Below are 24,165 nucleotides of genomic sequence, written 5' to 3'. Positions count from 1 at the left end.
CGGGCCGTCCTCACCGGTCCTCGCGCAGGTGGTCAGCACCGCCGCACGCCGGGCGGAGCAGCTCGAGCCGGACCGTGACGGTGACGTGCCGAACGCTGCCCGACTTGCATCTGACGTTGGCGTCAGGTTTTAGCGTGGTGGCTGTTGGCGTTCCGCAGCTCGCTGTGGACATCGCCTCCTTACGTCAACGATCTTCCGCGTCTGCTGTGAGCAGGTGCGACCGACACAGGGAGTACTCATGCGCGCAGCTGTGTACCGTTCGCTCGGCGGCCCGGACGTCGTCGAGATCGCCGAGGTCGACAAGCCTGTTCCGGGCTTGAGCGAGATTCGTATCAAGGTCCAGGCGGCCGCGCTCAATCCGACCGATGTGGCGGCCTGGAGCGGGGGCTTCTTCACCGCTCCGCCGGAGGGGGCCGCCTATGGCCTCGGCTGGGATGTCGCCGGCATTGTGGACGCCGCGGGCCCGGGTAGCCACTGGGAGCCCGGGCAGAGCGTCATCGCGTTCAGCCACGGCTTGCCCCTGGGGCTGAACCGGGGCCAGGCCGAGTACATCGTGGTTCCTTCCCAGGCGATCGCCGCGGCGCCCGCGGGTGTCGACCCCGCCCACGCCGCCACCATCCCCCTCAACGGCCTGACCGCGGCCCAGTCCGTCGAGCTGCTCGGCATCCAGGCGGGCCAGACCGTGCTCATCACCGGGGCGGAGGGAGCGGTCGGCGGCTACGCGGTGCAGCTGGCCAAGCGCCGGGGAGCCGTGGTCATCGCGACCGATCTCTCGCCCGAGGGCGAGTTCGCGACGAAGGTGGCGGGGGCCGACGTGTACGTGCCGGCGTCGCAGCCGCTCGTCGAGACCGTCCGCACGGTGCGTCCCGAAGGAGTCGACGCCGTTCTCGACACGGCAAGGCTGGGGCAGACCGCCATCGGGGCGGTGGCGGACGGTGGCAGGTTCGTGACCACGCGGCGTGACGCCCTTCCTGAGGCCGAGCGGGGGATCCGGGTGCTGCTGACGCAGGTCGGCCCGGACGGAGCGATGCTCACCACGCTGTCCGATCTGGCCGCGGCGGGAGACCTGGCGCTCCGCGTGGCCGAGACCTACCCGCTGCAGGAGGCCGCGCAGGCATACGCGCGCATGATCAAGGGCGGGCTCCAGGGGCGTGTTGTCCTCGCCATGGAGTGAGTACGACGCCCACCCTCTTGTACGACGGCCTCTGTCCCCGCGGGGACAGAGGCCGTCGCTGTCCGGTACCGGACGCACAGGCCGGGGCGAGGCCGTGCAGCCAGGCGGTCGACGTTTCGCGCGCGGCGACCCCACCGAGGTGACGATGGGGTCGGTCACTGAGGCGGTCCTGGCGCACACCGTTCATCAGCGGTGTGCGCCGGCACGGCCTCAGGCGGTACTGGCGGCAGCGCCGCCGCGTACGGGGTGGCTGTGGTGCGGGTGGCTGGGGTCCGTCGCCACCTCGATGATCTCGTCGAGGCGGGCGCGCACTGCCGTCAGGTCGCCGATCTGGCGGTCGATGCGGGCCCGTTCGGTGATGAGGGTGTCGCTGAACCCGACGGGCGAGGGGCCCTCGTTCATGCACCGCGGCAGGACCTCGCGGACGAGCCTGCTCGACAGGCCGGCGGCGTACAGCTGCTGGATCATCCGGACCCGGGCGACCGCGCCCTCCGGGTACTGCCGCTGCCCCCCGCCGGTACGGGTGGCGCCGAGCAGCCCCTGCTCCTCGTAGTACCGCAGCGCCCGGACGCTGACTCCTGCCTGTTCGGCGACCTCTCCGATCCGCATCGCTCCTCCTTGCAGGCTCAGCATCGTGTCAGAGTTGCATCTGACGTCAGTGTGAGGTTTCAGCGTAGCTGAACTCGACATCACGGGCCCTTCTTCTCGTCCGGCAGCAGCGTGCCGGACCACGGTCGATCAGGCGGACACATGCCGAGGCGCATGCCGTCCGTGGAGGGCATGCGCCAGGTCTGTGGTCCCGGCGGTGCCGGGAGGCGGGGCGTCAGTGACGGGGCAGGAGGGTGCGCAGACGGGCGGCGTGCTCGTCGATCGACTGGGGGCCGTTGCTGGTGAGCAGGCGGACACTCTCCTCCCAGATGACCTTGATGGCGGTCGGGTTGGTGGTCGTCTCCACCTTGTAGCCGGCGTTCCTGAGGGCTTCGTCGATGAAGTAGCCCATCCGTACCTTCTTGCCGGGGATCTTGAGGTAGCCGTTGCTGAGGACGAAGAGTTCGGCGGATTTGGCGACCGTGGTCACCCGCACGCCGTTGAAGGCGTGGTCGAGGTCGGTGATGACGGTGCCGTCAGCACCCACCCGGTACTTGGCCGAGGCCATGGCGATGGGGGCGTGGCAGATCAGCGAGATCAGCACCCCGTTCTCCCGCAGGGTGTGCAGGAGTTCGCCGAGCCAGGGGTTGTCGACGAAATCGACCATGGGGGCGTGGCCGCCGGGCATGTGCACGAAGTCGAACGCGCTCAGGTCGAAGGCGTCCTCGGGGTCACGGTGTCTGAGCACGATCTGCTCGATGGACTGGTAGGTGTGCTCCGGCAGGTCCTGCATCGACTTGACCAGGTCGTCCCGCAGCACCACGACCTCCTTGTCACTGCCCGGCAGCGACTCGGAGACGGGAAGGCGGCCCAAGTAGCGGCGGGCGAGGGCGAGTTCGCTGTCCCGGCGGGCGACGAGTTCCGGCCGCTTGGCGCGGAAGGTGTCGACATCGAAGCGGAAGACCTGTGCGGCGGTGGCCGAGACCGTCGCGGAACTGAACTTGTCCGCGGCGTGCATCGACAGGGCCAGGCCGTTGATCTCCAGCTGCGGGACGAGCCCGCCGGGGGTGGCGAAGGTGAAGTCGTACTCGTCGCCGAATTCCTTGAGGATCTGCGCCAGCTCGACCAGGTAGAACCCGGTGGAGACGCCGGGGTGGCCTGCCGGTGCGGTGAGCGGCAGAAGAGCAGCCGAGGGGACGACGATCAGTGCCTTGGGCCTGGACGAGGTGGGGGTGTTCATGGCGGGGCCTTCTTTTCGCTGTGCGAGCTGGGGGAATGGAGGGCGCGCTTATCGGTCACGGACCGTCGCGCCGTGGTGAGCGACCCTTGGATGTCAGGCGGCGGTCGCGGCCGGTGTGTAGACCACGGCGGGGTCCAGAGCCAGGTTGGCCTTGGCCCGCGCAGACAGCGCGTCGGCGATGACCTCGGACTGCTTGGCCTCGACCCCGTCGAGTGCGGCCCTGACAACGTCGGCCGGATCGTTCTTCTCGAACGGCTGACCTTTAGCCATGTCGGTGTCGGTGGGTCCCAGATACAGGCCGGTGACCAGGGTGTTCTGCCGCGAGAGTTCCAAGCGGACACTGTTGGTCAGGCTCCACGCGGCGGCCTTGGCCGCGCTGTAGGCACCCCAGTGCTCGGAGGGGACCCAGGATGCGACCGACAGGACGTTGACGATCGCTCCGCCGCCACCCGCCCTCAGGATCGGGGCGAAGGCCCGGATCATGCGCAACGGGCCGTAGTAGGCGGTGTCCATCTCCAGTTCGATCTGGTCCAGGTCACCGTTGACCAGGCCATTGATGGTGATGATGCCAGCATTGTTGACCAGCAGCGTCACGTCCGAGGCGGCTTCCGCCACGGCGGCGACGGAGGCCGGGTCGGTGATGTCGAGCGCCAGCACCTCCGCTCCGGGCAGATCAACGCGCTCGGGGTTGCGCGCGGTGGCGTACACCTTCGTCGCTCCCCGCTCCAGCAGCTGGGTGACGAAGTGGCGGCCGAGGCCGCGGCTCGCACCAGTGACAAGGGCGACGGAGTTGGCGATGTGCATGGGGAGTGGTCCTTCACGTAGGTATGCATCGTCGGAAACGCCCTGATGGGCCCGACAACAGCCACGCTAGAACCTCACGCTAACGTCAGGTGCAAGTCTTTTCCGGGTGAGACCTCCGCGAGAAGACAGACGCCGCTGCCTCACGGTGATCCCCGCGCCGTCGCGCGGGCGGGCGCCGGCCGACCAGCAGCACCGGGCCGGAGTCGGGCCGGGTGGCTTCAAAGCCTGGCCTGGGTGCGGGATTCGGAATGCTGTCCGCCCCCGGCCTGCGGTGACTTCCGTGCGGCACGGACGCGACGGCGGCGCGGGGCGTGTAGAGCTGGGCGAAGGTGGTTTCCTCCCAGCCGCATGTCCGTCGATCCCCGCCGCCCAGCGTCTCCTCCAGCCCTTCGCGCTGTCGACTGCGGTCTTGATCGTCGTTCGCGGGCGATTCTTCTCGAGGCTCGCGAGCCGCAGGATCACCTCATGTTGTGCCACGCCGGGCGTCGGGGGAGTGGTGGGTGACGAGGAGCTGCCAGGTCAGTTCGGCCATCTCGTTCGGTGTGCGGGGGCTGTCGCGTTGGAGCCAGTCGGTGGCCACGCCGAGGAGTGCCCCGGCGGTGAATGCGGCGGGTACGTCGTGAGGGATGTCGGTCGTCGAGACGCTGTCCGGCGCAGCGCCGGCGTTGAGGCGCACCGTGACGTGGACGCTGGAGCAGATTCGGCTGCGGATGTGGTCGATGACGCGGGCGCTGCCCTGTGGTCCCAGGAGGCTGCGGTAGAGGCCGGCGTGTTCGGCGAGGTTCTCGAAGAACGCGACGAGTGATCGGGCGGGTTCCGCATCCGGGGCCGCCAGCGCGGGGTCGAGGGCGGGGAGGGACTCGATGAGGGTGTCGATCGTCGTGGTGCAGGCGGCCTCGGCCAGTTCGTGCACATCCCGGTAGTGGTCGTAGAAGGTCGTGCGGTTCACCCCGGCCTGTTCCGCCACGTCCGCGACGCTGATCTGCCCCAGGTCCTGCTCCTCGACGAGCTTGATCAGTGCTCCCTGCAGGGCTGCGTGAGTACGCCGTACGCGGCGGTCGCCTGCCGGCGCGTTCCGTCGGGACGTGGTCATGGCCCACACTTTACCTAACCGACAGATGTTGGTTTTCCAACGAGTGTCGGATATCGTGTTATCTGAAGTAGAGCTTCCGGTCGAATGACGAACCCCCATGAAGCTCACCGTGGACGAACCCAAGTGCGTGGGCGCCGGGCAGTGCGCCCTGATCGCCCCGACGTCTTTGATCACCGGGAAGAGGGAGACCTCGTCGTACTGCTGACCGAGGCTCCCGGGGGACTGGAGGAGGCAGCCCTTGGTACCGCAGGACTGATCTGCCCCGCCGCGTTCCACCCGCAAGGGGTGAGAGCGCGGACGACGGTCCCCAGTTCGAGATGGCGGGTCGACATCAGACCCGCAAATCCGCCACGAGGCGTTACCGGCAGACGATCGCTGCGGCGCCGAAACAGACAAGGAGTAGTGCAATGCAGGGACTCAACACAAAGCGCATCGTCGTCGCCGGAGGGGCGTCCGGGATCGGCGCGGCCACGGCCGAGCGGCTCGCGGCCGAGGGCGCGGCGGTCGTGGTCGGTGACGTCAACATCGACGCGGCCGAGGCCACCGCCAAGCGCATCACCAGTACGGGCGCAACGGCTTTCGCCGTCGAGTTCGATCTCGCCGATGAGCGTTCGGTTCGTGCGCTCGTCGACACCGCCGTCTCCCAACTCGGAGGCGTCGACGGCCTCTACAACGTCGCCGCCGACGTCTCGGCGGAGACCTTGGGCCGTGACGGCGATCTGCTCGACATGGACCCGGCGGTATGGCGGCGCACGCTGGAAGTGAACCTGATCGGCTTCGCGCTCACCAGCCGCGCAGTCCTTCCCCTCCTGCTGGAACAGGGCAGTGGTGCCATCGTCAACACCTCCTCCCTCGCGGCGCACGTGGGCGACCATCAGCGCGCGGCGTACCAGACGAGCAAGGCGGGGATCAACGCACTCACCCGGCACATCGCCTCCCGCTGGGGCAAGCAGGGCATCCGCTGCAACTGCGTGTCTCCCGGAATCGTCCTGACCGAATCCGCGCAGACGATGGCTCTGAGCCCGGAGGCGCTGGAATTCACCCGCATGACGCTTCCCAGCCCCCGCTTCGGCAAGCCGGAAGACCTGGCCGGCATCGTGGCGTTCCTCCTGTCCGACGACGGCGAGTGGATCAACGGGCAGGTCTGGTCGGTCAACGGCGGTGCGATGCTCCGCGAGTAGCGACCACGAAGTCCTGCGAGCCCTTGGACCTGCTCGCGGTTTTGACCGTGAGGTTGAGACAGGTCTTGGCCCAGTCGACGAGGGCGCCGGCGCAGGCGCGGTCGGGTACAAGTAGTTGCGCTCGAAGTCCGCGCAGCCTGCGGTCGCCGTCTCCAGGCCGCCCGCGCTCGCGTCGACCAGGTGGGCCGCAAAGACGGCGCGGCCCTCAACCTCCAACGCGTCCAGTCCGTGGTCTTCGTGCTGTCCGTGATGTCACGGACCCGGGAAACGCCACCGGCTACGTCCAGACAGGGTTCGAGGGCATCTCGAACCCGGCTCAGTCCGTCGGCAACGTCTTCACCTGGCTCGCTGACCAGGCTGAGTAGCCCCCACCCCTTACGCCCCTCCTGGAGCTCATATGATCCGCCACCTGATCCTCTTCAAGCTCAACGAGGGCGTCGAGCGCGATGACCCGCGGGTCATGAAGGGTGTGGACGCCCTCCGCGCGCTCGACGGCAGCATCAAGGAGATCCGCTCCTGCGAGCTCGGCTGGAACTTCACCGACCGCCCCATCGCCTACGACTTCGCGGCCAACTTCGCGTTCGACGACGCGGACGCGCTGCACACGTACTTCGAGCACCCGGACCACCAGGCGGGCGTGGCGCTGTGGCGCGAGATCGCCACGTGGATCATCGCCGACTACGAATTCTGAGCCGTCCGCCGAACTCTCGAAGGGTACGGCCGCGCCTTCCCGCCCCGCACCCGCACGGTGCGGGGCTTTTACACCCGCTGCGCCTCCTGTCTTGAACTCTCGCTCAACAGCCGGAGCTGACGTGACGCCGGGTGCGACGGGCGTGAGATGCAGCGGGCCGAACGGCCTAGGGGCGGTGCCGGGGCGGGGAGTCCCGCAGATGCCGACCGGGGTCAGTGCTCGGTGTCGGCCTCGGAGGCGGCCGCGTCCCGGTTCTGGCTCGCGGCCCAGCTGGCCAGAAGCTTCAGGGCGTCAGCGGCCGGGGTGCCGGGGTCGGCGCTGTACACGGTGATGGACAGCCCCTGTTCTCCGGGCAGGTCCAGGCTTTCGTGGACCAGTTCCATCTCACCGACCGCCGGGTGGTGGAACCGCTTGGTTCCCTCGGTGAAGACGTGCACGTCGTGCGCGCCCCACAGGGTGCGGAAGGCGTCGCTACGGGTGGACAGCTCACCGATCAGGTTCGACAGCTCCCGGTCGTAGGGGTTCTTGGCGACCTCGACCCGCAGCACCCCGACCCCGTCGCGGGCCACGCGTTCCCAGTCGGGGAACAGCCGGGTGGCGCGGGGGTCGAGGAAGACGAACCGGCAGGTGTTGACCGGCTCCACCTCGAACACCTCGCTGAACAAAGCGCGGGCGAGCGGGTTGGCCGCCAAGATGTCCATGCGGTTGTTGCGCACGTACGCCGGCTGGTCGTGCAGGGCCTCGACGATGCGCAGCACGCTGGGCCGCACGATGGCCTTCTTCGGGCGGCGCCGGACCCGGGCCGCACTGGTGTTGGCCGCCCGGGCCAGGGCGTAGAGGTGATCCCGCTCGGTGTCGTCCAGCCGCAGCGCCTGGGCGAGGGCGTCCAGGACGCTGTCGGAGACCCCGGTGAGGTTGCCGCGCTCCAGGCGCGTGTAGTACTCGACGCTCATCCCGGCCAGCATCGCGACCTCACCGCGGCGCAGCCCGGGCACCCGCCGCTGCCCGTACACCGGCATGCCCGCCTGCTCCGGCGTGATCTTGGCGCGGCGGGACTTGAGGAATGCGCTGACTTCGGCCCGATTGTCCATGGAACCCAGCGTAGGAAAACAAAGCGATCAGTGGGGGTCCCTGTCAGTACCCCTCACCGCACGGACCCCCACAGCAGGGCTGGAGGCGATCCCCTGGAGATTGCTCCACTCCGCGGGTCCCGCCCGGGGTGGCGCCGCAGCGGCGAGTGGGGCAGCCCGGCGGGTTGCGTATGACGTCCGCCGATCACGGGTCCGTGCTCGTTCCAGTGAGGGTAGGAGATGCGGCCTCGGCCCCCGACCGGAAGGCCGCGGGCATCACCCGCCGCAGAATCCCGTCCGCCCCGCGGTCACCTGGCGCACCGACGTCGGACGGCCGTGCCGATGTCCCGTGGCGCCGTCCGGCTGTGTGGTGGGGGCGGGAAGCCCGCCGAATGTTTCCGGTTGTTACTCGCGGAGCATCGCGCCGCCGTTGACCGACCACACCTGTCTCGTCCACGTCGGCGGAGACTCCGCACGTGCTCGGCGCACACATTCTCGTCATCGACGTCGACTTCGAAGTCGACGGTCCAGCCGAACTCCTCGATGCCCTCCGCACGATCGGCAATCGCTGCCACGCAACACAACAGCGGCGATGACAGAGGAGCGGCTCACCCAGGCTCATCAAAGAAGAGCCGCTACCTGACGAGAGTCGCGGTGTTCGAATTCAGTTCGATATATTGTTCGCGGGAAGGGTGGACTCACTCATCCTGCAGCTGGAGACGGGCGGCATGCCATGAAGCGTCTGTGCCCGATTCCTCTGCGTCGGCGAGCCCGGCATCAAAGCTCTGACTCTGACGCGGTGGCGAGACAGCGTGAGGCGTCTGGTGAACCCGGGGAGCGCAGGATGACCACACGCCGGCGGTACATCGCCCACCTCCACCTGCACGCAGCGCTGACCGAGGATCGATACGCCGATATAATCGAACTGATGTCCGGTGTCACGCCCCACGTCCAGACCGTCCCGCCCAATGCCGTCCAGCTCGATCTGACGTCGGCGCTCCGGTACTTCGAGCTGTCCCCCTATGACGTCGTCCAGCTGGCGAAGCTCCGTCTGAAGGCGCTGTACGACATCGACAGCAGCGCCGGGCTCGCAGGAAACCGCATGCTGGCGGCCATGGCGGCCGACGCGTCCGCGCCGGGAGACACCACCTGGATCCCCGCCGGGCAGGCGGCCGACTGGCTGTATCCGCGGCCGGTCACCGCGCTGCCCGGGATCGGCCGCACCACATCGGAGGCGCTCGGCAAATACGGACTGCACACCATCGGCCAGGTCGTCGACCTGCCCGCCGGAACCCTGCCGCGACTGCTCGGCGCAGGTCCCGCCCGTCTGCTGGCCGAGCGCGCCCGCGGACATGACCCCCGTCCGGTCGCGCCGTCGGAACCGGCGGCACATCTGGTCGCCGACCTGGCGTTGGAGCGGGACTGCCTCGACCCGGCGCAGCATCACCGGGCAGTTCTGGGACTCGCCGACCAGATCGGCCAACGCCTGCGCGGCGAACGCCAGATCACCAGTCGGCTCACCCTCACCGTGCGGTACGCCGACGGCAGCTCGACCACGCGCACACGCGCCCTGCCGGAGCCCACCGACCACTCGTCCGTGCTCGTGACGGCTGCCCTGGGTCTGCTGAACGCCCTCGGGCTCCAGCGGGCGAGAGTCCGCGCCTTCGTGATCCGCGCCGATGCCCTGCTGCCGGCCGACAGTGCCTACCGCCAGCTCTCCCTGGACCCCGGCGACGATCGCGCCCGCGCAGCCGAAGCCGCCGCCGACCGAGCCCGGCGACGCTTTGGGCCCGCTGCCATTCGTCCAGCGACTCTGGCCGACTGACTGCTCCGGGCTCCACCATGCGTTCGAAGCCGTCGCGCCTCGGGACTGAACCCGGCGTACCGCCTAATGGGAGCTACGGAGCCGGGGAATGCTCGGTGCCGTAGCCGCCGGCAGGTGAGCACTACCGCCGCCGGAACCAGCAGTTCCACCTGCCGGTCCGACCTCGGGTTTCACGGCGTCAGGACGTCGGGACCGTCCAGCACCCCCGGTGCTCAAGCGTCGTCGCATGCTCCTCTGCGCAAACGGCCGCAGGGCATGTGCCGACGCCTGACCACCAGGGGGCAGCTGACAGCGGAACCCCGCTGGGACTGTCAGACGACCATCCACTGGTAGTTCGCGCTGGAGGCGCAGGTCGACTGGTCCAGGGCCGCGCCGTTGTCGCCGGATGCCCCGGCGACCTCCAGGCACTTACCGCTGTGGACGTTGGTGAAGGTGACGTAGCCGCCGATCACCGGGGTCCTCCGCCACAGCTGGTGCGAGGCGCCGGTGCACGTCGACTGGACGACCGCCGCGCCGTCGGCGGTGGAGGCGCCGGAGATCTGGAGGCACTTGCCGCTGTTGACGTTGACCAGTTCGTAGTCGTGACCCACCGGGGTCGACACCCACTGCTGGTTGGCGCCGGAGTTGCAGTAGCCGGAGTTGACCGATGCCTCGTCCGCAGTGCTGAGGTACCAGACGTCCGCGCACTTGCCGCTGTCGGCGTTCAGCAGGTGGTTGTTGGCGGCACCGAGTGGGCCGGCGATGACGGGCCAGCCGCCCGCGAAGGTCACCCGACGGATGTCGAGGGTCTCCTGTCCGGAGTTGTCGCCGTCGTAGTAGTGGTAGGCGAGGAAGTCGGACTTGCCGTCTTCGAAGGCGTCGGCGCCACCCGCGGCCACCCTGGGATAGGCGCCGGTGAGGACGGTGGTTCCGCCGTTGGAAGCCATGTCGGTGCCGCTCTGGTCCAGGTAGGGGCCGGTGATGCTGGTGGACCGTCCGACCACGGTGTAGTAGGTGCTGTTGACCCCGTTGCAGCACCCGCCCTTCGAACCGAAGAGGTAGTAGTAGCCGCCGTTGTGGATGATCGTCGGGTTCTCGATGTTGATGGCGATGTGCCGGAGGTCGTTGTCAGCGGTGGACAACTTGCCGGTGCGAGGGTCCAGGACGTGCATGTACGTGCCGCTGCCGGTCCAGGAGCCCCAGGAGATGTACAGCCGGCCGTGGGAACCCTTCTCGACGTTGGGGTCGATGGGGTAGTTGACGTCCGTGACCATGCCCTGGTCGGTCCACGGGCCCTCGATGTGCTTGGCGGTGGCCAGGCCCATCACCGCGTAGTTCGTGCCCCATCGTGAACCGGCGTAGTACAGGTGGTACTTGCCGTTGAAGTACGCGATGTCGGGGGCCCAGATGTTCGGCGGGGTCGCGCCGAGCTTGCTGGTGATCCACGACGGCGTCGTCTCCCAGACGTTGCCCACCTTCGTCCAGCCGGTCGCCGCGGTGCGGGCGCACGTCTTGCGGATGGTGATGGACCCGCTGGGATTGAGGGGGTCGTTCTCGAACCCGGTGGAGAAGCCGTAGTGACAGTGCCCCACCTTGATGACACTCGGGTCGTGCATCCGGATGTCACCGCTGAGTGCCTTCGCCTGGCCGGCGGTGACCAGCCCTATGACTGCCACGAGGGCGGCCAGGATCGCGGCAAGGGTGGGAGAGACACGACGTCTACGGACTTCGGGGTATGCGCCTCCGGCGTCATGGCTGGTCATACGAGACTCCTTTGTGTCGCTCAGGCATGGGTGCGACCGCTTGGCCGGTGTTCCGCCGCCGGTTCACGGACGTCCCCATCCCGACGCGGACCCGACGCGGACCCCGTGCGTCCCTGCCCCTTCACCGCCGCCCGGGCGTGGGGGCGCCCGGGCAGCGGCTGTCCGTACCGGCGATGGAGACGTCGGTGACGGTTCTGGTGCGAGATGCCGGGGCCGGTTGTCATGACGTCGCGACTGCCTCGGCGGTGAGAGAAGGACGGCGGGCGGGGCTTACCTGTACGGGGCCTGGCCATGTGCTCCGAGCAGAACCGGAGCACATGGCCAGGCCCTTGCATGGCCGCTACGGCTGAGGGGAGTTCGCCGCGTGGGCCGGCATTCAGAGCCGAAGAGCGGATTGATACGCTTCAATCGCTTCAGCGGTGTGAGGCTGGCACTCTCCGGGCCGAACGTCAAGAGTTCCCGCAGTCATCCTGCAGGCCGCAGCAAGTCCTGGGCCGGATGCCGCTCCTGTGGCCGGGCCCGTCGAGCAGACACCGCCGAGGAGCGCGGCAGTTCGCGGGGCATATCAGCGAAACGCCGTGACCTGGCCGTATGCTCTCGCAGCCACCAAGTGTCAGGGCGTGTGCGCGAGAGTCATTGGAGCGCTTTAACGTGAGCGTGTATCCTGCGTCTGTTCACACCGGCTGGGCCCCGTCAGTGACGTGCCCAGTTCGCATGAGACCGGAAGCCGAGGAGCGTCGTGGCAGCCGCAGGTCCACGAGCAAATGGACATGCCGGTCCGAGCATGCAGGATGTCGCGAAGGCGGCGGGCGTCTCGCTCGGCACGGTCTCCAACGTCCTGAACCATCCGGCCAAGGTCAGCCCCGTGACGGCGCAGCGCGTGCGCGAAGCCATAAGCCGGCTGGGTTTCGTGCGCAACGACGCGGCCCGCTCACTGGCCTCGGGGTCCAACGACAGTGTCGGCATGGTGCTCGCGGACATCGAGAACTCGCTGTTCATCGACATGGCGCACGGAGCGCAGGAGGCGGCCCGCGCGGCCGGCCTCAACCTCCTGCTCGCGAACACGACGTGCGACATGGGACTCCAGAACGACTACCTGGACGTCTTCGACGAGGCCAGGGTGACCGGCGTACTGCTGGCCCCCATGGAGGACTCCACCGACGGCATCGCCCGGATGCGCTCGCACGGACGTCAGATCGTGCTCCTCAACTTCTCGCCGAAACCGGGCACTTGCTGCTCGGTGCTCGTCAACAACGAGCACGTGGGGTATCTCGCGGCCCGCCACCTCATCGACACGGGACGCACCAGGCTGGCGTACGTGGTCGCGCACGACGACTACCAGCCCGTGCGTGACCGGCGCAGAGGGGTACGCGCGGCGGTCGAGGAGGCCGGCGGACGCGTGACGCTGGAGGAGATCGACAGCGCAGGACTGACCACGGCGCACGGGCACGAGGTCGGCCGGGCTCTCGCCGGGCGCCGGCCCGACGACCTGCCGGACGGTCTCGTCGTCGTCGCCGACGAACTGGCCAACGGCATCATCCACGAGCTCCACACGGTGGCCGGCATCGGCGTGCCCGACCGGATCGCGATCATCGGGTGCGAGAACAACCGGACGGCCGGTTCCGCCGCCGTTCCCCTGACCGCGGTGGACCTGCCGGGGCGGGCGATGGGGCAGGAAGCGATGCGGCTGCTGATGGACGAGGTGGCCTCGGGCGCGCAGCACCGCCACGCCACCGTCGTGCTCGAACCGGAGCTGATCGTCCGGGCCAGCGCACCGCGCTGATTCGCCCACCCGGTCCGCGGACCGTCCCCCCCCCCGTCTCCGATGCGGGGGACGGTCCGCGGGCGCGCCCGATTCCTGACGCGGTGGGCACATTGCGGTTCGGAAATACCGGCGAATCATCCTTGACATGGTCGCGTAGCGGGCCGTAGGTTCCGGGGCAACATTGAAGCGCTTCAATGCGCTGTGCACCGCGAGGAGTCATCCCGTGCACCACACCCTCAAGCCCCGCAGCCTTGCTGTCCTGGCAACCGCCACCTCCGCCGGTCTTCTGCTGAGTGCCTGCGGCAGCGGTTCGAACGCGTCGAGCGGCGGCGCCAAGGAGTTCAGCCTCACCATCAACGATGACAACCACATCGTGCAGCAGGAGCTCACCACCCTGAGCAAGGGCTCGTGCGCGTCGCAGAACAAGGCTCTGCCGTTGAAGATCCAGACGCTGCCGATCGGCAACGTCGACCAGAAGGTGCAGCTTCTCGCCGGGCAGAACGCCCTGCCGGTGCAGTTCGCGGCGGGCGGCACACCGCAGCTGACCAAGACCCTGGACAAGGCGGGCCAGGTCCTGGACCTGGAGAAGACGCTCAAGGACCTCGGGGTGTGGGACGACCTCCAGCCGGCGGCGATCAAGACCGTCGAGAACCTGTACGGCAAGTTCAACGTGATGCCGTACCAGTTCAACATCGAGGGCATCTGGTACAACAAGACGCTCTTCGCCGAGCACCATGTCGCCACTCCGGCCACCTACGACGAACTGGTCGCCGCCGCCGCGAAGTTCAAGAGTGCCGATGTCACCCCGTTCTCCGCGGACGGCAAGGACGGCTGGCCCCTCACCCGCCTCGTCAGCGGCTACCTCTACCGGGAGCTGGGCCCCGACGCCCTCCAGGCGGTCGCCGACGGCAAGGCCAAGCTGACCGACCCCGCCTATGTGAAGGCCGCGCAGGCCATCGCCGACCTCGGCAAGGCGGGCTACTTCGGCAAGGGCGTCGGCTCGATCGACTACGACACCGCGGTGCAGCAGTTCCTCACCGGCAAGGCCGCCATGTTCTACATGGGCAGCTGGGCGCTCGGCGACTTCAACGACAAGACCAAGAACAAGATCGGCGCGGCCAACGTCGGCTTCATGCCGTTCCCGACCGTCGCGGGCGGCAAGGGCAGCGCGGACCAGATCCCCGCCAACGTCGGCCTCCCGGTCGCGGTCTCCGCCAAGTCCTACAACGCCGAGGTCGGCGACTGGCTCTCCTGCATCACCAAGAACTACGGCGCGGCCTCGCTCAAGGACCAGGGCACGGTTTCCGGGTTCAAGCCGGGCGGCGACACCGGCACCCTCCCGCCGCTCACCCAGACCGTCCAGGACACCATCACGAAGACCAAGACGAGCACCCTGTGGTTCGAGGCGCTCTTCAACACGAAGGCCACGGAGACCAGCCAGACGAACGCCGCGCCGCTCGTCACCGGCTCCCTCTCGGCCAAGGACTTCATGCAGAAGATCCAGACCGATCTCGACAACGGCTGACCCCTGCGCACCACCGCCGTCCGCACCGAACCCTTCGTGAGAGAGCCGTCATGCGTTCAGTTCTGGGAGACCGCCGTGCCATCGCCGTCCTGCTGGGCCCGGCGCTGCTGGTGTACACCCTGGTGATGCTGGTGCCGATGGGCTGGTCCCTGGGCTACACCTTCTTCAAGGGCAACGTCATCGAGGGCTTCACCTTCGACGGGTTCGGCAACTTCGAGAAGCTCTGGCACGACCCGCAGGCGCACTCGGCACTGTGGTTCACGTTCAAGTACGGACTCGCCGTCAGCGCCGGGCAGGTCCTGTGCGGATATCTCCTCGCCCTGCTCTACGTGTTCGTCCTGCGCAGGTCGTCCGCGGCCGTCCGGACGCTGGTGTTCTTCCCGGTGATCCTCCCGACGGTCGCGGTCGCCCTGATGTTCCAGAAGCTCTTCGCCGTCGCCCCGCAGAACGGCCTGGCCAACGTCGCCGTCGAGGGGCTGGGCATCCACCACGGCGACTGGTTCGCGAGCGCCGGCGGATCCTTCATCGTCCTCGTCGTCATGGACGTATGGCGCTCCATGGGCTTCTACGGCGTCCTCATCTTCGCCGGGCTCCTCGACATCCCCGAGGAGACGCTCGAGTCGGCGCGGCTGGACGGCGCCACCGGATGGCGGCTGATCCGGCACATCGTCCTGCCGCTGTCCGCACCCGTACTGCTGTCCTCGGTCGTGTTCAGCATCAACGGCACCCTCAAGGTGTTCGACTCGGTCCTCGCCCTGACCAACGGCGGACCGGGCAGCGACACGACGCCCCTGACGCTGTACATGTTCCGCACCGCGTTCTCCTACGGCGACTACGGCTACGGCAGCACCATCGCCTCCCTGCTCACCGTGGTCTGCCTCGGCGTCACCCTCATCATCTTCCGCTTCTCGCGACGCGACCTGACCAAGGGCTGAACCCCCATGACCGACACCATGACGGCCCCGCCGCGGAAACTCCTGCCCAGCCCACGGTCCGCCACCACCCGCAAGCCCGGGTACGCCCGGCGCCTGACCCGCAACCTGCTCGTCGCCCTGCTGGTGGTGATCGAACTGGCACCGCTGGCATGGCTGCTGCTCAGCTCCTTCAAGACCCAGTCCGAGTTCGTCAACGACCCCGCCTGGACGCTGCCCGGCAAGTGGGACTTCGGCAACTACACCGAGGCGTGGACGACCGGCCACGTCGCCCTCTACGTGCGCAACAGCCTCCTGGCCACGGTGCCCTCCCTCGCGCTCATCATCGTGCTGGGCACCGCCGCGGGCTTCGCCCTGGAGGTGATGATCTGGCGCGGCCGCCACCAGGTCCTCCTGGTCTTCCTGCTGGGCATCATGGTGCCGAGCCAGATGATCCTGCTGCCCCTGTTCCGGGTGTACTTCCAGTCCGGACTGTCCGGCACGATGTGGCCACTGATCATCACCTACACCGCGGTCGGCCTCCCGCTCACCGTCTTCATGATGGCCACCTACTTCCGGGCGGTCCCGCGCGAGCTCTTCGAAGCCGCCACCCTCGACGGGGCGAGCATCCTCACGGCCTTCTGGCGGATCGGGTTCCCCGCCGTCCGCAACGCCGTCTTCACGGTCGCGCTGGTGCAGTTCTTCTTCATCTGGAACGACCTGCTCATCTCGCTGACCTTCACCACCGACGACGACCTGCGCACCATCCAGGTCGGGCTGCTCAACTTCACCGGCCAGTACGGCGAGACGTCCTACGGCCCGCTGTTCGCCGCCATCAGCATCAACGTCGTAGGCGCCCTGGTGCTCTACCTGCTCATCAACCAGCGCATCATCAAGGGCCTCACCGCCGGGGCGGTGAAGGGATGACCCACCAGTCCCTACCGGCCGTGGCCGCTCCGACCACGGAGCACCACCGGGAGCCGTTCGGCATCGGCGAGTCCTCGCCCCGGCTCTCCTGGAGGACCGCGGCACCTCCCGGCTGGACACAACACGCCCACCAGATCGAGATCACCCGCACCGACCGAACGCACCGCACCCCCTGGGTGACCTCCGAAGCATCCGTCCTCGTCGACTGGCCGGACCGGCCACTGGCATCGCGGGAACCCGCCGAGATACGCGTCCGGGTCCGCGGAGCCGACGGCGCGGCCTCCGACTGGAGCCCGGCCCTGCGCCTGGAGACGGGCCTGCTGGAGCCCACGGACTGGACCGCGCACGCGATCTCGCCGCAGCGCGAGTCGGTCGAGCGGCTCGACGGCGAGCGGCGTCCACCGCTGCTGCGCAAGGACTTCCAGGCCGGCGCGGAGGTGGAGCGCGCACGGCTGTACGTCACCGCCCACGGCCTGTACGAGATCGAGATCAACGGCCGTCGGGTCGGCGACCACACCCTCGCCCCCGGCTGGACCAGCTACGACCACCGACTGCGCTACCAGACCCACGACGTCACCGAGCACCTGCGCGCCGGCGACAACACCATCGGCGCCTGGCTGGCCGACGGCTGGTACCGCGGCCGACTGGGCTTCAACGGCGGCCATGCCGACCTCTACGGCGACCGCGTCGCCCTCCTCGCCCAGCTGGAGATCGTCCACCGGGACGGGACCGTCACCGTCGTCGGCACCGACACGTCCTGGCGGGCCGGCCGGGGACCCCTCCTGTCCTCGGGCCTGCTCGACGGTGAGACGTACGACGCCCGGCAGGAACGGCCCGGCTGGTCGAGCCCCGAATTCGACGACGGCGACTGGTCAGCGGTGGACGTCGTCACCCGGAACCCGGCGACCCTGGTCGCGCCCACCGGCCCGCCGGTGCGCTGCACCGAGGAGATCGCCCCGGTGCTGGTGACCGCCCTGGACGGCGACCGGCTCCTGGTGGACTTCGGGCAGAACCTCGTCGGCAGGGTCCGTGTCACGGTCTCCGGCCCGGCCGGGCACACGGTCGTCATCCGCCACGCCGAGGTGCTCCAGGACGGCGAACTGTGCGTACGCCCCCTGCGCGGCGCGATCTCCACCGACCAGTACGTCCTGCGGGGCGGCGGCCGGGAAACCTGGGAGCCGCGCTTCACCATCCACGGCTTCCGCTACGCCGAGATCACCGGCTGGCGCGGCGGCAACCCCCACCTGGACATCACCGCCCGCGTCCACCACACCGACATGGCCCGCACCGGCTGGTTCGAGTGCTCCAACGACCAGGTGAACCGGCTCCACGAGAACGTGGTGTGGAGTCTGCGCGGCAACTTCGTCGATCTCCCCACCGACTGCCCGCAGCGCGACGAACGGCTCGGCTGGACCGGCGACATCCAGATCTTCGCCCCCACCGCCGCCTTCCTGTACGACTGCCACGGCATGCTCGCGTCCTGGCTGCGCGATGTCGCCGTGGAACAGCACGCCGACGGGACCGTGCCCTGGTACGTCCCCGAGATACCGGGCGGCGAGCAGTGGACCCCGGCCAGACCGGGCGCCGGCTGGGGCGACGTCGTGGCGCTGACTCCGTGGGATCTGTACCGGGCCTCAGGCGACACCGGTCTCCTCGCCGCCCAGTACGACAGCGCACGGCGATGGGTCGACCTCGTCACCGAACTCGCCGACGAGTCGGGCCTGTGGAACCGCGGGTACCAACTCGGCGACTGGCTCGACCCGTTCGCACCCCCCGAGGACCCGGGAGCGGGCCGCACCGACCGGCACCTCATCGCGAGCGCGTACTACGCGTGGTCCCTGCGCCATGTCGCCTGGACCGCCGGTGTCCTGGGGCGCGTCGACGACCGCCGCCGCTACGAGGAACTCGCGGATCGCGTCCGGCAGACCTTCGTCGCCGAGTACGTCGGACCCGGCGGTCTGATGACCAGCGACACACAGACCGCCTACGCCGTCGCCCTGCAGTTCGACCTCCTTCCGGGCCCGGCGACCCGGGCGGCGGCGGGGCGCCGCCTGGCCGACCTGGTCGCGGCGGGCGGACACACCATCCAGACCGGTTTCATCGGAACCCCGCTGGTGGCACCCGCGCTGAGCGCCACCCACCACGACGACAGCGCGTACGCCCTGCTCCTCCAGCATGAGTGCCCCTCGTGGCTCTACGCGCTCAAGCACGACGCCACCACCGTCTGGGAGCGATGGGACAGCATGCTGCCCGACGGCACCGTCAATCCGGGCGAGATGACCTCGTTCAACCACTACGCGCTCGGCGCCGTCGCCCAGTGGCTGCACACCACGGTCGCCGGGCTCGACGCGAGTGCGCCCGGCTACCGCGAGGTCGTCTTCCGGCCCCGGCCGGGCGGCGGCATCTCGTGGGCGAGCGCCGCCCACGAGTCGCCGTACGGGCGGGTGGCGATCCGATGGGAGCTCGCAGAGACGCAGCTCACCGTCGAGACGACCGTGCCCACCGGCGCGACCGGACGCATCGAATGGCCCGACGGAGGCGTGACCCTCCTGCCCACCGGGACCACCAGCACGCGTCGGCACCACCTCGCCTCCGACCCGACATGACCCACTGAGCCACAGCGACACAAAGGAGTCTCGCGTGACCAGAAGTGACACCGAAGAGCCCCGCCCCGGCAGACGCGGCAGGGCCCGACGTTCCGCTCTCGCGTCGATCCTGGTCGCACTGATCACCCTCCTGGGCCTGGCCACGGCCGGTCCCGCCCAGGCCCTCAGCGGTGACCTGCGCATGCACGACCCCAGCCTCATCAAGGTGGGCAGCTGCTACTACGGGTTCTCCACAGGGTTCGAGAACGACTCTCTCAACCCCAGCGGATCCATCACCGTCCGCAAGACCTGTGCCGGCACCGCCGCCTCCGGGTGGACCAAGGTCGGCAACGTGTGGTCGTCGACCCCGTCCTGGATCACCGCCAAGCTGGGCTCGACCCCGCCGAACATCTGGGCCCCCGACATCAAGTACTTCAACGGCGCCTACCACCTGTACTACGCCGGTTCGCTCTGGGGCTCGAACTACGCGGTGATGGGACTCGCCACCGCGACGAACATCGAGGGCCCGTGGACCGATCAGGGCCTGGTCACGGACGTCAACTACCCGATCGACCCCAACGTCGACTGGGGCCCGGACGGCCGGCTCTACATCTCCTGGGGCTCCTGGACCGGCTCCGGCACCTACATGCACGTCCTGGACCAGTCCACCGGCAAGCTCTCCACCACCGACAACAACCTGTGGCACATCGCCGTCAACATCGAGAACCCCACGATCATCCTCGACGGCGGCTACTACTACCTCTTCGGCTCCAAGGGCCTGTGCTGCAGCGGAGTCAGCAGCACCTACTACACGGTGGTCGGCCGCTCCACCAGCATCACCGGCCCCTACCTGGACCAAAGCGGCACCGACATGGCCTCCGGCGGCGGGACCACCGTCCTCACCGGCGCCTATCCCAGGGTGGCCGCGGGTGGCGCCGACGCCTACGACGACGGCACGTCGAAGTTCCTCGCCTACCACTACTACGACGGTGACAACTCCGGACAGGAGACCCTCGACATCCGCCAGGTGACCTTCGCGAACGGCTGGCCGGTCCTCGCCGGACCGCTCGGCGCGGCCAACAACCACCTGCTCAACCGGAACAGCGCCAAATGCGCGGACGTCTGGTCGTTGAGCACGGCGGACGGGGCGGCCGTCAACTCCGGGAACTGCAACTCCGGAACCAACCAGCAGTGGGTGGCGACGGCCGTCGGCTCGAACTACCGGCTGGTCAACGTCAACAGCGGCAAGTGCCTGCAGATCTCCGGCGCCTCCACCGCCAACGGAGCGGTGGCCGTCCAGTCGACCTGCACCGGTGCCTCGCACCAGCTGTGGACGAGGACGGCGGTGATCGGCGGCTACGTCACCTTCACCAACGTCAACAGCGGCAAGTGCCTGGAGGTCGCCGGGGCGTCCTCGGCTAACGGCGCGGCCCTGGACCAGGCCACTTGCAACGCCGGTGTCAACCAGCAGTGGATGGTCGTCTGACACCAGGAACGACCTCCTGAGCCGCCGGGCGCGCATCTTTCGGCATCGGTCTGTCGGCTCAGGCGTCCAGGAGCAGGTCTCAGGCCCAGCGGGCCGGGAGTTCGGAGAACTCCCGGCCCGCTGTCGAGATCCTGGCGTACGGATGGGATTCGGCGAGCCCGGGCCGGGCCGGCAGCTCGGGGTCCGCCGCCACGACATGAATCCGTGAGCGCAACGTCGATGACGGCCGCGGCGAGCAGGCGTCCGGCGGCGAGGCCACGGGCGCAGTCCGGGTGGAAACAGTCTTCGCGTCGATCGCCGTGGGCCAGGCCTCCGGCAGCGGATCGGCCGAACGGTCGAGGGGGCCGCGGATCCGGCCCGCGATCCTGACCGTTCGGCCGAGGCGTGCGCCCGGGGCCGCGGGCGAGGGTGGAGCCGCATCCTCACCACGGACACCAGGAGTACGCGATGCAGCGCAGTAAATTCCTCGTCGGCATCGTCGGCGGTATGAGTGCCGTGGTCGCGCTCGGCGGACTCGGCACGTATCTGCTCGCCGGAACCGAGTCGACCACCGGGCTGGACGACCACACGACGAGATCGGTGGACGGCCACCGGGCGCTCGCGGCGGACATCGTCGCGGGCCGCACCGAGAGCAAGTACCACCCGCTGCCCTGGGTCGGCGCCAAGGTCTCCGACGTCACCTGCCCGACCGGCCTCAAGGCCGTGACCGGAGCCACCCTCACCTGCACCGGCAAGAAGAACGACGGCGCGACCGTCAAGATCCCCGTCCGGGTGACCAGGGCGGACGCCACGAGCGTCACCTGGAAGTTCGAGCGCTGAGAAGGGCCCACCACACACCATGAGCACCGTCCTGGCCGGACACGGCCTCGTCAAGAAGTACGGCTCCACCAGCGCGCTGGCCGGCGTGGACGTCGAGGTCCGTGAGCGCGACTCACTGGCGATCATGGGCCCCTCGGGGTCCGGCAAGTCGACCCTGCTGCACACCCTCGCCGGGATCATCCGCCCGGACGGCGGCCAGGTGCTGTTGCGCGGCGAGCGCGTCGACAACCTGGGCGAGAACAGGCTCAGCGCACTGCGCCGCAAGCGGTTCGGGTTCGTGTTCCAGTTCGGTCAGCTGCTGCCGGAACTGCCGGCGGAGGAGAACGTGGCTCTGCCGCTGATGCTGGAGGGCGTCCCGCGCAAGGCAGCCGTCGAGCGTGCCCGCCGCTGGTTCGCGCCGCTGGGCCTGGAGGGGTTGGAGCACCGTCGCCCCGGACAGCTCTCCGGCGGCCAGGCCCAACGGGTCGCCATCGCCCGCGCCCTGGTCGTCGAACCGGACGTCGTCTTCGCCGACGAGCCCACCGGCGCCCTCGACCAGACCACCAGTACAGAGGTCATCCGGCTGCTGACCTCAGCCACCCGGGACACGGGCGCCGCCCTGGTCATGGTCACCCACGACGCCGACGTCGCCGCCCACTGCGACCGGATCCTCCAGGTCCGCGACGGCCGCATCAGCGGCCACAGCCAGTACACCGTCGCCTGAACGGCAGGAGATGCCATGCGTTCCCCCGTCCTGCCCCTGACCTGGCACCTCGCCAGATCCTCCGGCCGTCGCGGCCTGCAGTCCCAGCTGCTCGCGGCCGGCGCCGCCGCCGTCGGCTCGTTCCTCCTGCTGGTGATGACCGCCGTCGCCCTGGGCGCCGGCGCCCGCGCCGACCACACCACGTGGCGCACCCCCGACGCCGTACCGGCGAAGCGGGCCACAGCCGTCCAGGCCACCACCACGACATACGTCCGCCACGAACCGGTCACCGTCGTGAACCTGGCCCAGCTGCCCGGCCGCAACCCGACGCCGGCGCCGCCCGGTCTGAGCGGATTCCCGAAGCAGGGCGAGGTGTACGTCTCCCCGTCCCTGGCCGCACTGTTGCACGAACTGCCCGCGAGCCGACTCGCCGACCGCTTCCCGAAGACGACGTCCTACGGCACGATCGGCGCCGCCGGTCTCGCCTCGCCCGACGAACTGGTCGCGGTGGTCGGACGGGCCCCCGGCGACCCGGCCGTCTCCAAGGCCGCCGGGGAACAGAGCTACTACGACGAGGGGATGAGCGAGCGCGCAACGGTCTCCGGGTTCTCCGGCACCAAGGAGAACGTCTTCACCGGCGCCGACCAGGGGACCGTGCTGATGGGTGTGGTGCTTCTGGTCGTTCCGGTCGTCGTGCTGGCCTCGGCCGCGGGACGGCTGGGTGCGGCCCGGCGCGAGCAGCGGCTCGCCGCGCTGCGGCTGGCCGGGGCGACCCCGCGGCAGATCCTCGCCATGACCGCCGTCGAGGCGTCCGGAGTCGGCGCGGCCGGGGCCCTGGCGGGTGCGCTCGCTTACACGGCGCTGCTGCCCGCGCTCGCCGAGCTCCCGTACGGCGTCGGCGCCTGGTACATCGGTCAGTTGTGGGTGGGATTGCCGTGGCTCGCGGCGGTGGTGCTGGCCGTGACCGCGCTGATCACCGTCAGCGCGGTGACCACGCTGCGTCAGGTGGCCACCTCGCCCCTGGGCGTGGCCCAGCAGGCGAACCCGCGCCGCACCCGCGCGATCCGGCTGGTGCTGTTCGTCGTGGTCCTGGGCTACATCTGGGCCGGCACGAGCGACGGCGGCCAGTTGAAGCCCCGGCAGTTGGTCGCCATGCTGTTGCTCTTCTACGGCGCGTTCTGGCTACTGGGTCCCTGGGTCGTGGACCGGCTGGGCCGGATCGTGGGCCGCCGCGCCGTCCGCCCGGCCACACTGCTGGCCGCGCGCCGGCTCAGTGACGATCCGCGTGGGGCCTGGCGGACGGTCAGCGGCCTGGTGCTCGCGGGGTTCGTGGCCGGGTTCTTCTCCGTCAGCACGCTGGATTTCGAGGGGCCGAGCCACGAGGGCCAGGTGGCCGTGATCACCGCGAACGCCGCAGACGCCCGGCACGCCGCCACCGAGGCCCGTACCGCGCTGCGCCGTACGGGCGTCAGGGCGACCGTCTCCGAGGTGAGGGAGGACGACTACGACAGCCTGCTGGGCGGTGCCACCGGCGTGATCGCCCATGTCTCCGGCAGCCAGGCGGACATCGACACCGCTGTCACCGCCCTGACGCCCGTGGGGTCGGGCAGGTACCCGTTCACGCAGGAGTACGTCTCCGCGCCGGACGACACGGTCATCGCCCGCATCGCCACCGTCAGCACCGCCACCCTGGTCCTGAGCTTCCTTGTCGCAGCCGCCTCCGCCGGCCTCACCGCGGCCGCGAACGTCCTCGACCGGCGTCGGATCTACGGCCTGCTGCGGCTGGCCGGCACCCCGCTGAAGGTGCTGGACCGGGCCCGAGTCCGCGAAACGGTCCTCCCGTTGGCGGTCCTGGCCGGCGGCACCACCGCGATGGGCGTCTTCGGCGCCATGCAGCTCAACAAGGCGGCTGGTACGACGGTCAACGCCTCCGGTGCCGTGCAACTCGTGACCTGCGCGACCCTCGGCGCGCTGGCCATGCTCGCTGCCATCGCCGGCAGCAGGCCGCTGCTGCGGAAGGTGACGGCGGGCCCGGCACAGACGGCGGACTGACGCCC

20 protein-coding genes are annotated in these 24,165 nt (G+C 69.4%); 14 read left to right on the top strand and 6 right to left on the bottom strand.

Features of this window, described 5'->3' with window-relative positions; translation table 11 throughout:
• Positions 1-238 precede the first annotated feature (238 nt).
• Complete coding sequence (locus OHT57_RS11085) at positions 239-1,174, top strand: NADP-dependent oxidoreductase (protein ID WP_328745974.1); 936 nt, start codon at positions 239-241, stop codon at positions 1,172-1,174.
• A 210-nt stretch (positions 1,175-1,384) separates the two neighbouring features.
• Here the strand turns inward: OHT57_RS11085 and OHT57_RS11080 are convergent, their stop codons facing one another.
• From OHT57_RS11080 to OHT57_RS11065, 4 genes are all read right to left on the bottom strand, one after another.
• Positions 1,385-1,783, bottom strand: a complete 399-nt coding sequence (locus OHT57_RS11080; RefSeq protein ID WP_328745973.1) for a MerR family transcriptional regulator — start codon at positions 1,781-1,783, stop codon at positions 1,385-1,387.
• A 214-nt stretch (positions 1,784-1,997) separates the two neighbouring features.
• Complete coding sequence (locus tag OHT57_RS11075) at positions 1,998-3,002, bottom strand: DJ-1/PfpI family protein (protein WP_328745972.1); 1,005 nt, start codon at positions 3,000-3,002, stop codon at positions 1,998-2,000.
• A 93-nt stretch (positions 3,003-3,095) separates the two neighbouring features.
• A complete protein-coding gene (locus tag OHT57_RS11070) occupies positions 3,096-3,806 on the bottom strand; it encodes an SDR family oxidoreductase (RefSeq protein ID WP_328745971.1) in 711 nt (236 codons plus the stop codon).
• 463 nt (positions 3,807-4,269) lie between these two features.
• A complete protein-coding gene (locus OHT57_RS11065) occupies positions 4,270-4,899 on the bottom strand; it encodes a TetR/AcrR family transcriptional regulator (RefSeq protein WP_328745970.1) in 630 nt (209 codons plus the stop codon).
• Positions 4,900-4,996: 97 nt separating this feature from the next.
• Between OHT57_RS11065 and OHT57_RS11060 the strand changes: the two genes are divergently transcribed.
• The 3 genes from OHT57_RS11060 (at position 4,997) to OHT57_RS11050 (ending at position 6,771) form a co-directional block, all read left to right on the top strand.
• Complete coding sequence (locus OHT57_RS11060; RefSeq protein ID WP_443053436.1) at positions 4,997-5,104, top strand: ferredoxin; 108 nt, start codon at positions 4,997-4,999, stop codon at positions 5,102-5,104.
• A 202-nt stretch (positions 5,105-5,306) separates the two neighbouring features.
• A complete protein-coding gene (locus OHT57_RS11055; RefSeq protein WP_328745969.1) occupies positions 5,307-6,080 on the top strand; it encodes an SDR family NAD(P)-dependent oxidoreductase in 774 nt (257 codons plus the stop codon).
• A 397-nt stretch (positions 6,081-6,477) separates the two neighbouring features.
• Positions 6,478-6,771 (top strand): Dabb family protein, encoded by a 294-nt coding sequence (locus OHT57_RS11050; RefSeq protein ID WP_328745968.1) that lies wholly within the window; start codon positions 6,478-6,480, stop codon positions 6,769-6,771.
• Between the two features lie 212 nt (positions 6,772-6,983).
• Here the strand turns inward: OHT57_RS11050 and OHT57_RS11045 are convergent, their stop codons facing one another.
• Complete coding sequence (locus OHT57_RS11045; protein WP_328745967.1) at positions 6,984-7,862, bottom strand: helix-turn-helix transcriptional regulator; 879 nt, start codon at positions 7,860-7,862, stop codon at positions 6,984-6,986.
• Between the two features lie 823 nt (positions 7,863-8,685).
• On the opposite strand from OHT57_RS11045, the gene OHT57_RS11040 reads away from it, so the two are divergent.
• The gene (locus OHT57_RS11040) at positions 8,686-9,666 is read left to right on the top strand and encodes a DNA polymerase Y family protein (protein WP_328745966.1); all 981 of its coding nucleotides are present in this window, start codon (positions 8,686-8,688) and stop codon (positions 9,664-9,666) included.
• Positions 9,667-9,977: 311 nt separating this feature from the next.
• On the opposite strand, the gene OHT57_RS11035 is transcribed toward OHT57_RS11040, so the two are convergent.
• Positions 9,978-11,408 (bottom strand): family 43 glycosylhydrolase, encoded by a 1,431-nt coding sequence (locus OHT57_RS11035; protein WP_328745965.1) that lies wholly within the window; start codon positions 11,406-11,408, stop codon positions 9,978-9,980.
• A 784-nt stretch (positions 11,409-12,192) separates the two neighbouring features.
• Between OHT57_RS11035 and OHT57_RS11030 the strand changes: the two genes are divergently transcribed.
• The 9 genes from OHT57_RS11030 (at position 12,193) to OHT57_RS10990 (ending at position 24,160) form a co-directional block, all read left to right on the top strand.
• Positions 12,193-13,191, top strand: a complete 999-nt coding sequence (locus tag OHT57_RS11030) for a LacI family DNA-binding transcriptional regulator (protein ID WP_328745964.1) — start codon at positions 12,193-12,195, stop codon at positions 13,189-13,191.
• Positions 13,192-13,396: 205 nt separating this feature from the next.
• Positions 13,397-14,698, top strand: a complete 1,302-nt coding sequence (locus OHT57_RS11025; protein ID WP_328745963.1) for an ABC transporter substrate-binding protein — start codon at positions 13,397-13,399, stop codon at positions 14,696-14,698.
• Positions 14,699-14,748: 50 nt separating this feature from the next.
• Positions 14,749-15,633, top strand: a complete 885-nt coding sequence (locus tag OHT57_RS11020) for a carbohydrate ABC transporter permease (RefSeq protein WP_328745962.1) — start codon at positions 14,749-14,751, stop codon at positions 15,631-15,633.
• 6 nt (positions 15,634-15,639) lie between these two features.
• Positions 15,640-16,536, top strand: a complete 897-nt coding sequence (locus tag OHT57_RS11015; protein ID WP_328745961.1) for a carbohydrate ABC transporter permease — start codon at positions 15,640-15,642, stop codon at positions 16,534-16,536.
• Positions 16,533-19,142, top strand: a complete 2,610-nt coding sequence (locus OHT57_RS11010) for a family 78 glycoside hydrolase catalytic domain (RefSeq protein WP_328745960.1) — start codon at positions 16,533-16,535, stop codon at positions 19,140-19,142. Before OHT57_RS11015 ends, OHT57_RS11010 begins: the two co-directional genes overlap by 4 nt.
• A 34-nt stretch (positions 19,143-19,176) precedes the next feature.
• Positions 19,177-20,607, top strand: coding sequence for a family 43 glycosylhydrolase (locus tag OHT57_RS11005; protein ID WP_328745959.1), 1,431 nt, complete (start codon positions 19,177-19,179; stop codon positions 20,605-20,607).
• A gap of 447 nt (positions 20,608-21,054) precedes the next feature.
• Positions 21,055-21,426: a DUF4333 domain-containing protein gene (locus OHT57_RS11000; protein WP_328745958.1), complete on the top strand. Its 372-nt coding sequence runs from the start codon at positions 21,055-21,057 to the stop codon at positions 21,424-21,426.
• A 19-nt stretch (positions 21,427-21,445) separates the two neighbouring features.
• On the top strand, positions 21,446-22,129 hold the full coding sequence (locus tag OHT57_RS10995; protein WP_328745957.1) for an ABC transporter ATP-binding protein: 684 nt from the start codon (positions 21,446-21,448) through the stop codon (positions 22,127-22,129).
• Positions 22,130-22,144: 15 nt separating this feature from the next.
• Positions 22,145-24,160, top strand: coding sequence for an FtsX-like permease family protein (locus OHT57_RS10990; RefSeq protein ID WP_328745956.1), 2,016 nt, complete (start codon positions 22,145-22,147; stop codon positions 24,158-24,160).
• Positions 24,161-24,165: the final 5 nt, after the last annotated feature.

This window comes from Streptomyces sp. NBC_00285, assembly GCF_036174265.1.
Classification (GTDB): Bacteria; Actinomycetota; Actinomycetes; order Streptomycetales; family Streptomycetaceae; genus Streptomyces.
The sequence above is the reverse complement of the archived record's forward strand: the minus strand, read 5'-3'. Positions and strand labels throughout refer to the sequence as shown.

Bases quoted from the DNA above. Each gene is read 5' to 3' on its own strand.
- OHT57_RS11055 (WP_328745969.1), top strand. From the start codon at position 5,307: ATGCAGGGACTCAACACAAAGCGCATCGTCGTCGCCGGAGGGGCGTCC.
- OHT57_RS11000 (WP_328745958.1), top strand. From the start codon at position 21,055: ATGCAGCGCAGTAAATTCCTCGTCGGCATCGTCGGCGGTATGAGTGCC.
- OHT57_RS11040 (WP_328745966.1), top strand. From the start codon at position 8,686: ATGACCACACGCCGGCGGTACATCGCCCACCTCCACCTGCACGCAGCG.
- OHT57_RS11080 (WP_328745973.1), bottom strand. From the start codon at position 1,783: ATGCGGATCGGAGAGGTCGCCGAACAGGCAGGAGTCAGCGTCCGGGCG.
- OHT57_RS11035 (WP_328745965.1), bottom strand. From the start codon at position 11,408: ATGACCAGCCATGACGCCGGAGGCGCATACCCCGAAGTCCGTAGACGT.
- OHT57_RS11050 (WP_328745968.1), top strand. From the start codon at position 6,478: ATGATCCGCCACCTGATCCTCTTCAAGCTCAACGAGGGCGTCGAGCGC.
- OHT57_RS11015 (WP_328745961.1), top strand. From the start codon at position 15,640: ATGACCGACACCATGACGGCCCCGCCGCGGAAACTCCTGCCCAGCCCA.
- OHT57_RS11045 (WP_328745967.1), bottom strand. From the start codon at position 7,862: ATGGACAATCGGGCCGAAGTCAGCGCATTCCTCAAGTCCCGCCGCGCC.
- OHT57_RS11085 (WP_328745974.1), top strand. From the start codon at position 239: ATGCGCGCAGCTGTGTACCGTTCGCTCGGCGGCCCGGACGTCGTCGAG.
- OHT57_RS11010 (WP_328745960.1), top strand. From the start codon at position 16,533: ATGACCCACCAGTCCCTACCGGCCGTGGCCGCTCCGACCACGGAGCAC.
- OHT57_RS10990 (WP_328745956.1), top strand. From the start codon at position 22,145: ATGCGTTCCCCCGTCCTGCCCCTGACCTGGCACCTCGCCAGATCCTCC.
- OHT57_RS11060 (WP_443053436.1), top strand. From the start codon at position 4,997: ATGAAGCTCACCGTGGACGAACCCAAGTGCGTGGGCGCCGGGCAGTGC.
- OHT57_RS11020 (WP_328745962.1), top strand. From the start codon at position 14,749: ATGCGTTCAGTTCTGGGAGACCGCCGTGCCATCGCCGTCCTGCTGGGC.
- OHT57_RS11030 (WP_328745964.1), top strand. From the start codon at position 12,193: ATGCAGGATGTCGCGAAGGCGGCGGGCGTCTCGCTCGGCACGGTCTCC.
- OHT57_RS10995 (WP_328745957.1), top strand. From the start codon at position 21,446: ATGAGCACCGTCCTGGCCGGACACGGCCTCGTCAAGAAGTACGGCTCC.
- OHT57_RS11075 (WP_328745972.1), bottom strand. From the start codon at position 3,002: ATGAACACCCCCACCTCGTCCAGGCCCAAGGCACTGATCGTCGTCCCC.
- OHT57_RS11065 (WP_328745970.1), bottom strand. From the start codon at position 4,899: ATGACCACGTCCCGACGGAACGCGCCGGCAGGCGACCGCCGCGTACGG.
- OHT57_RS11070 (WP_328745971.1), bottom strand. From the start codon at position 3,806: ATGCACATCGCCAACTCCGTCGCCCTTGTCACTGGTGCGAGCCGCGGC.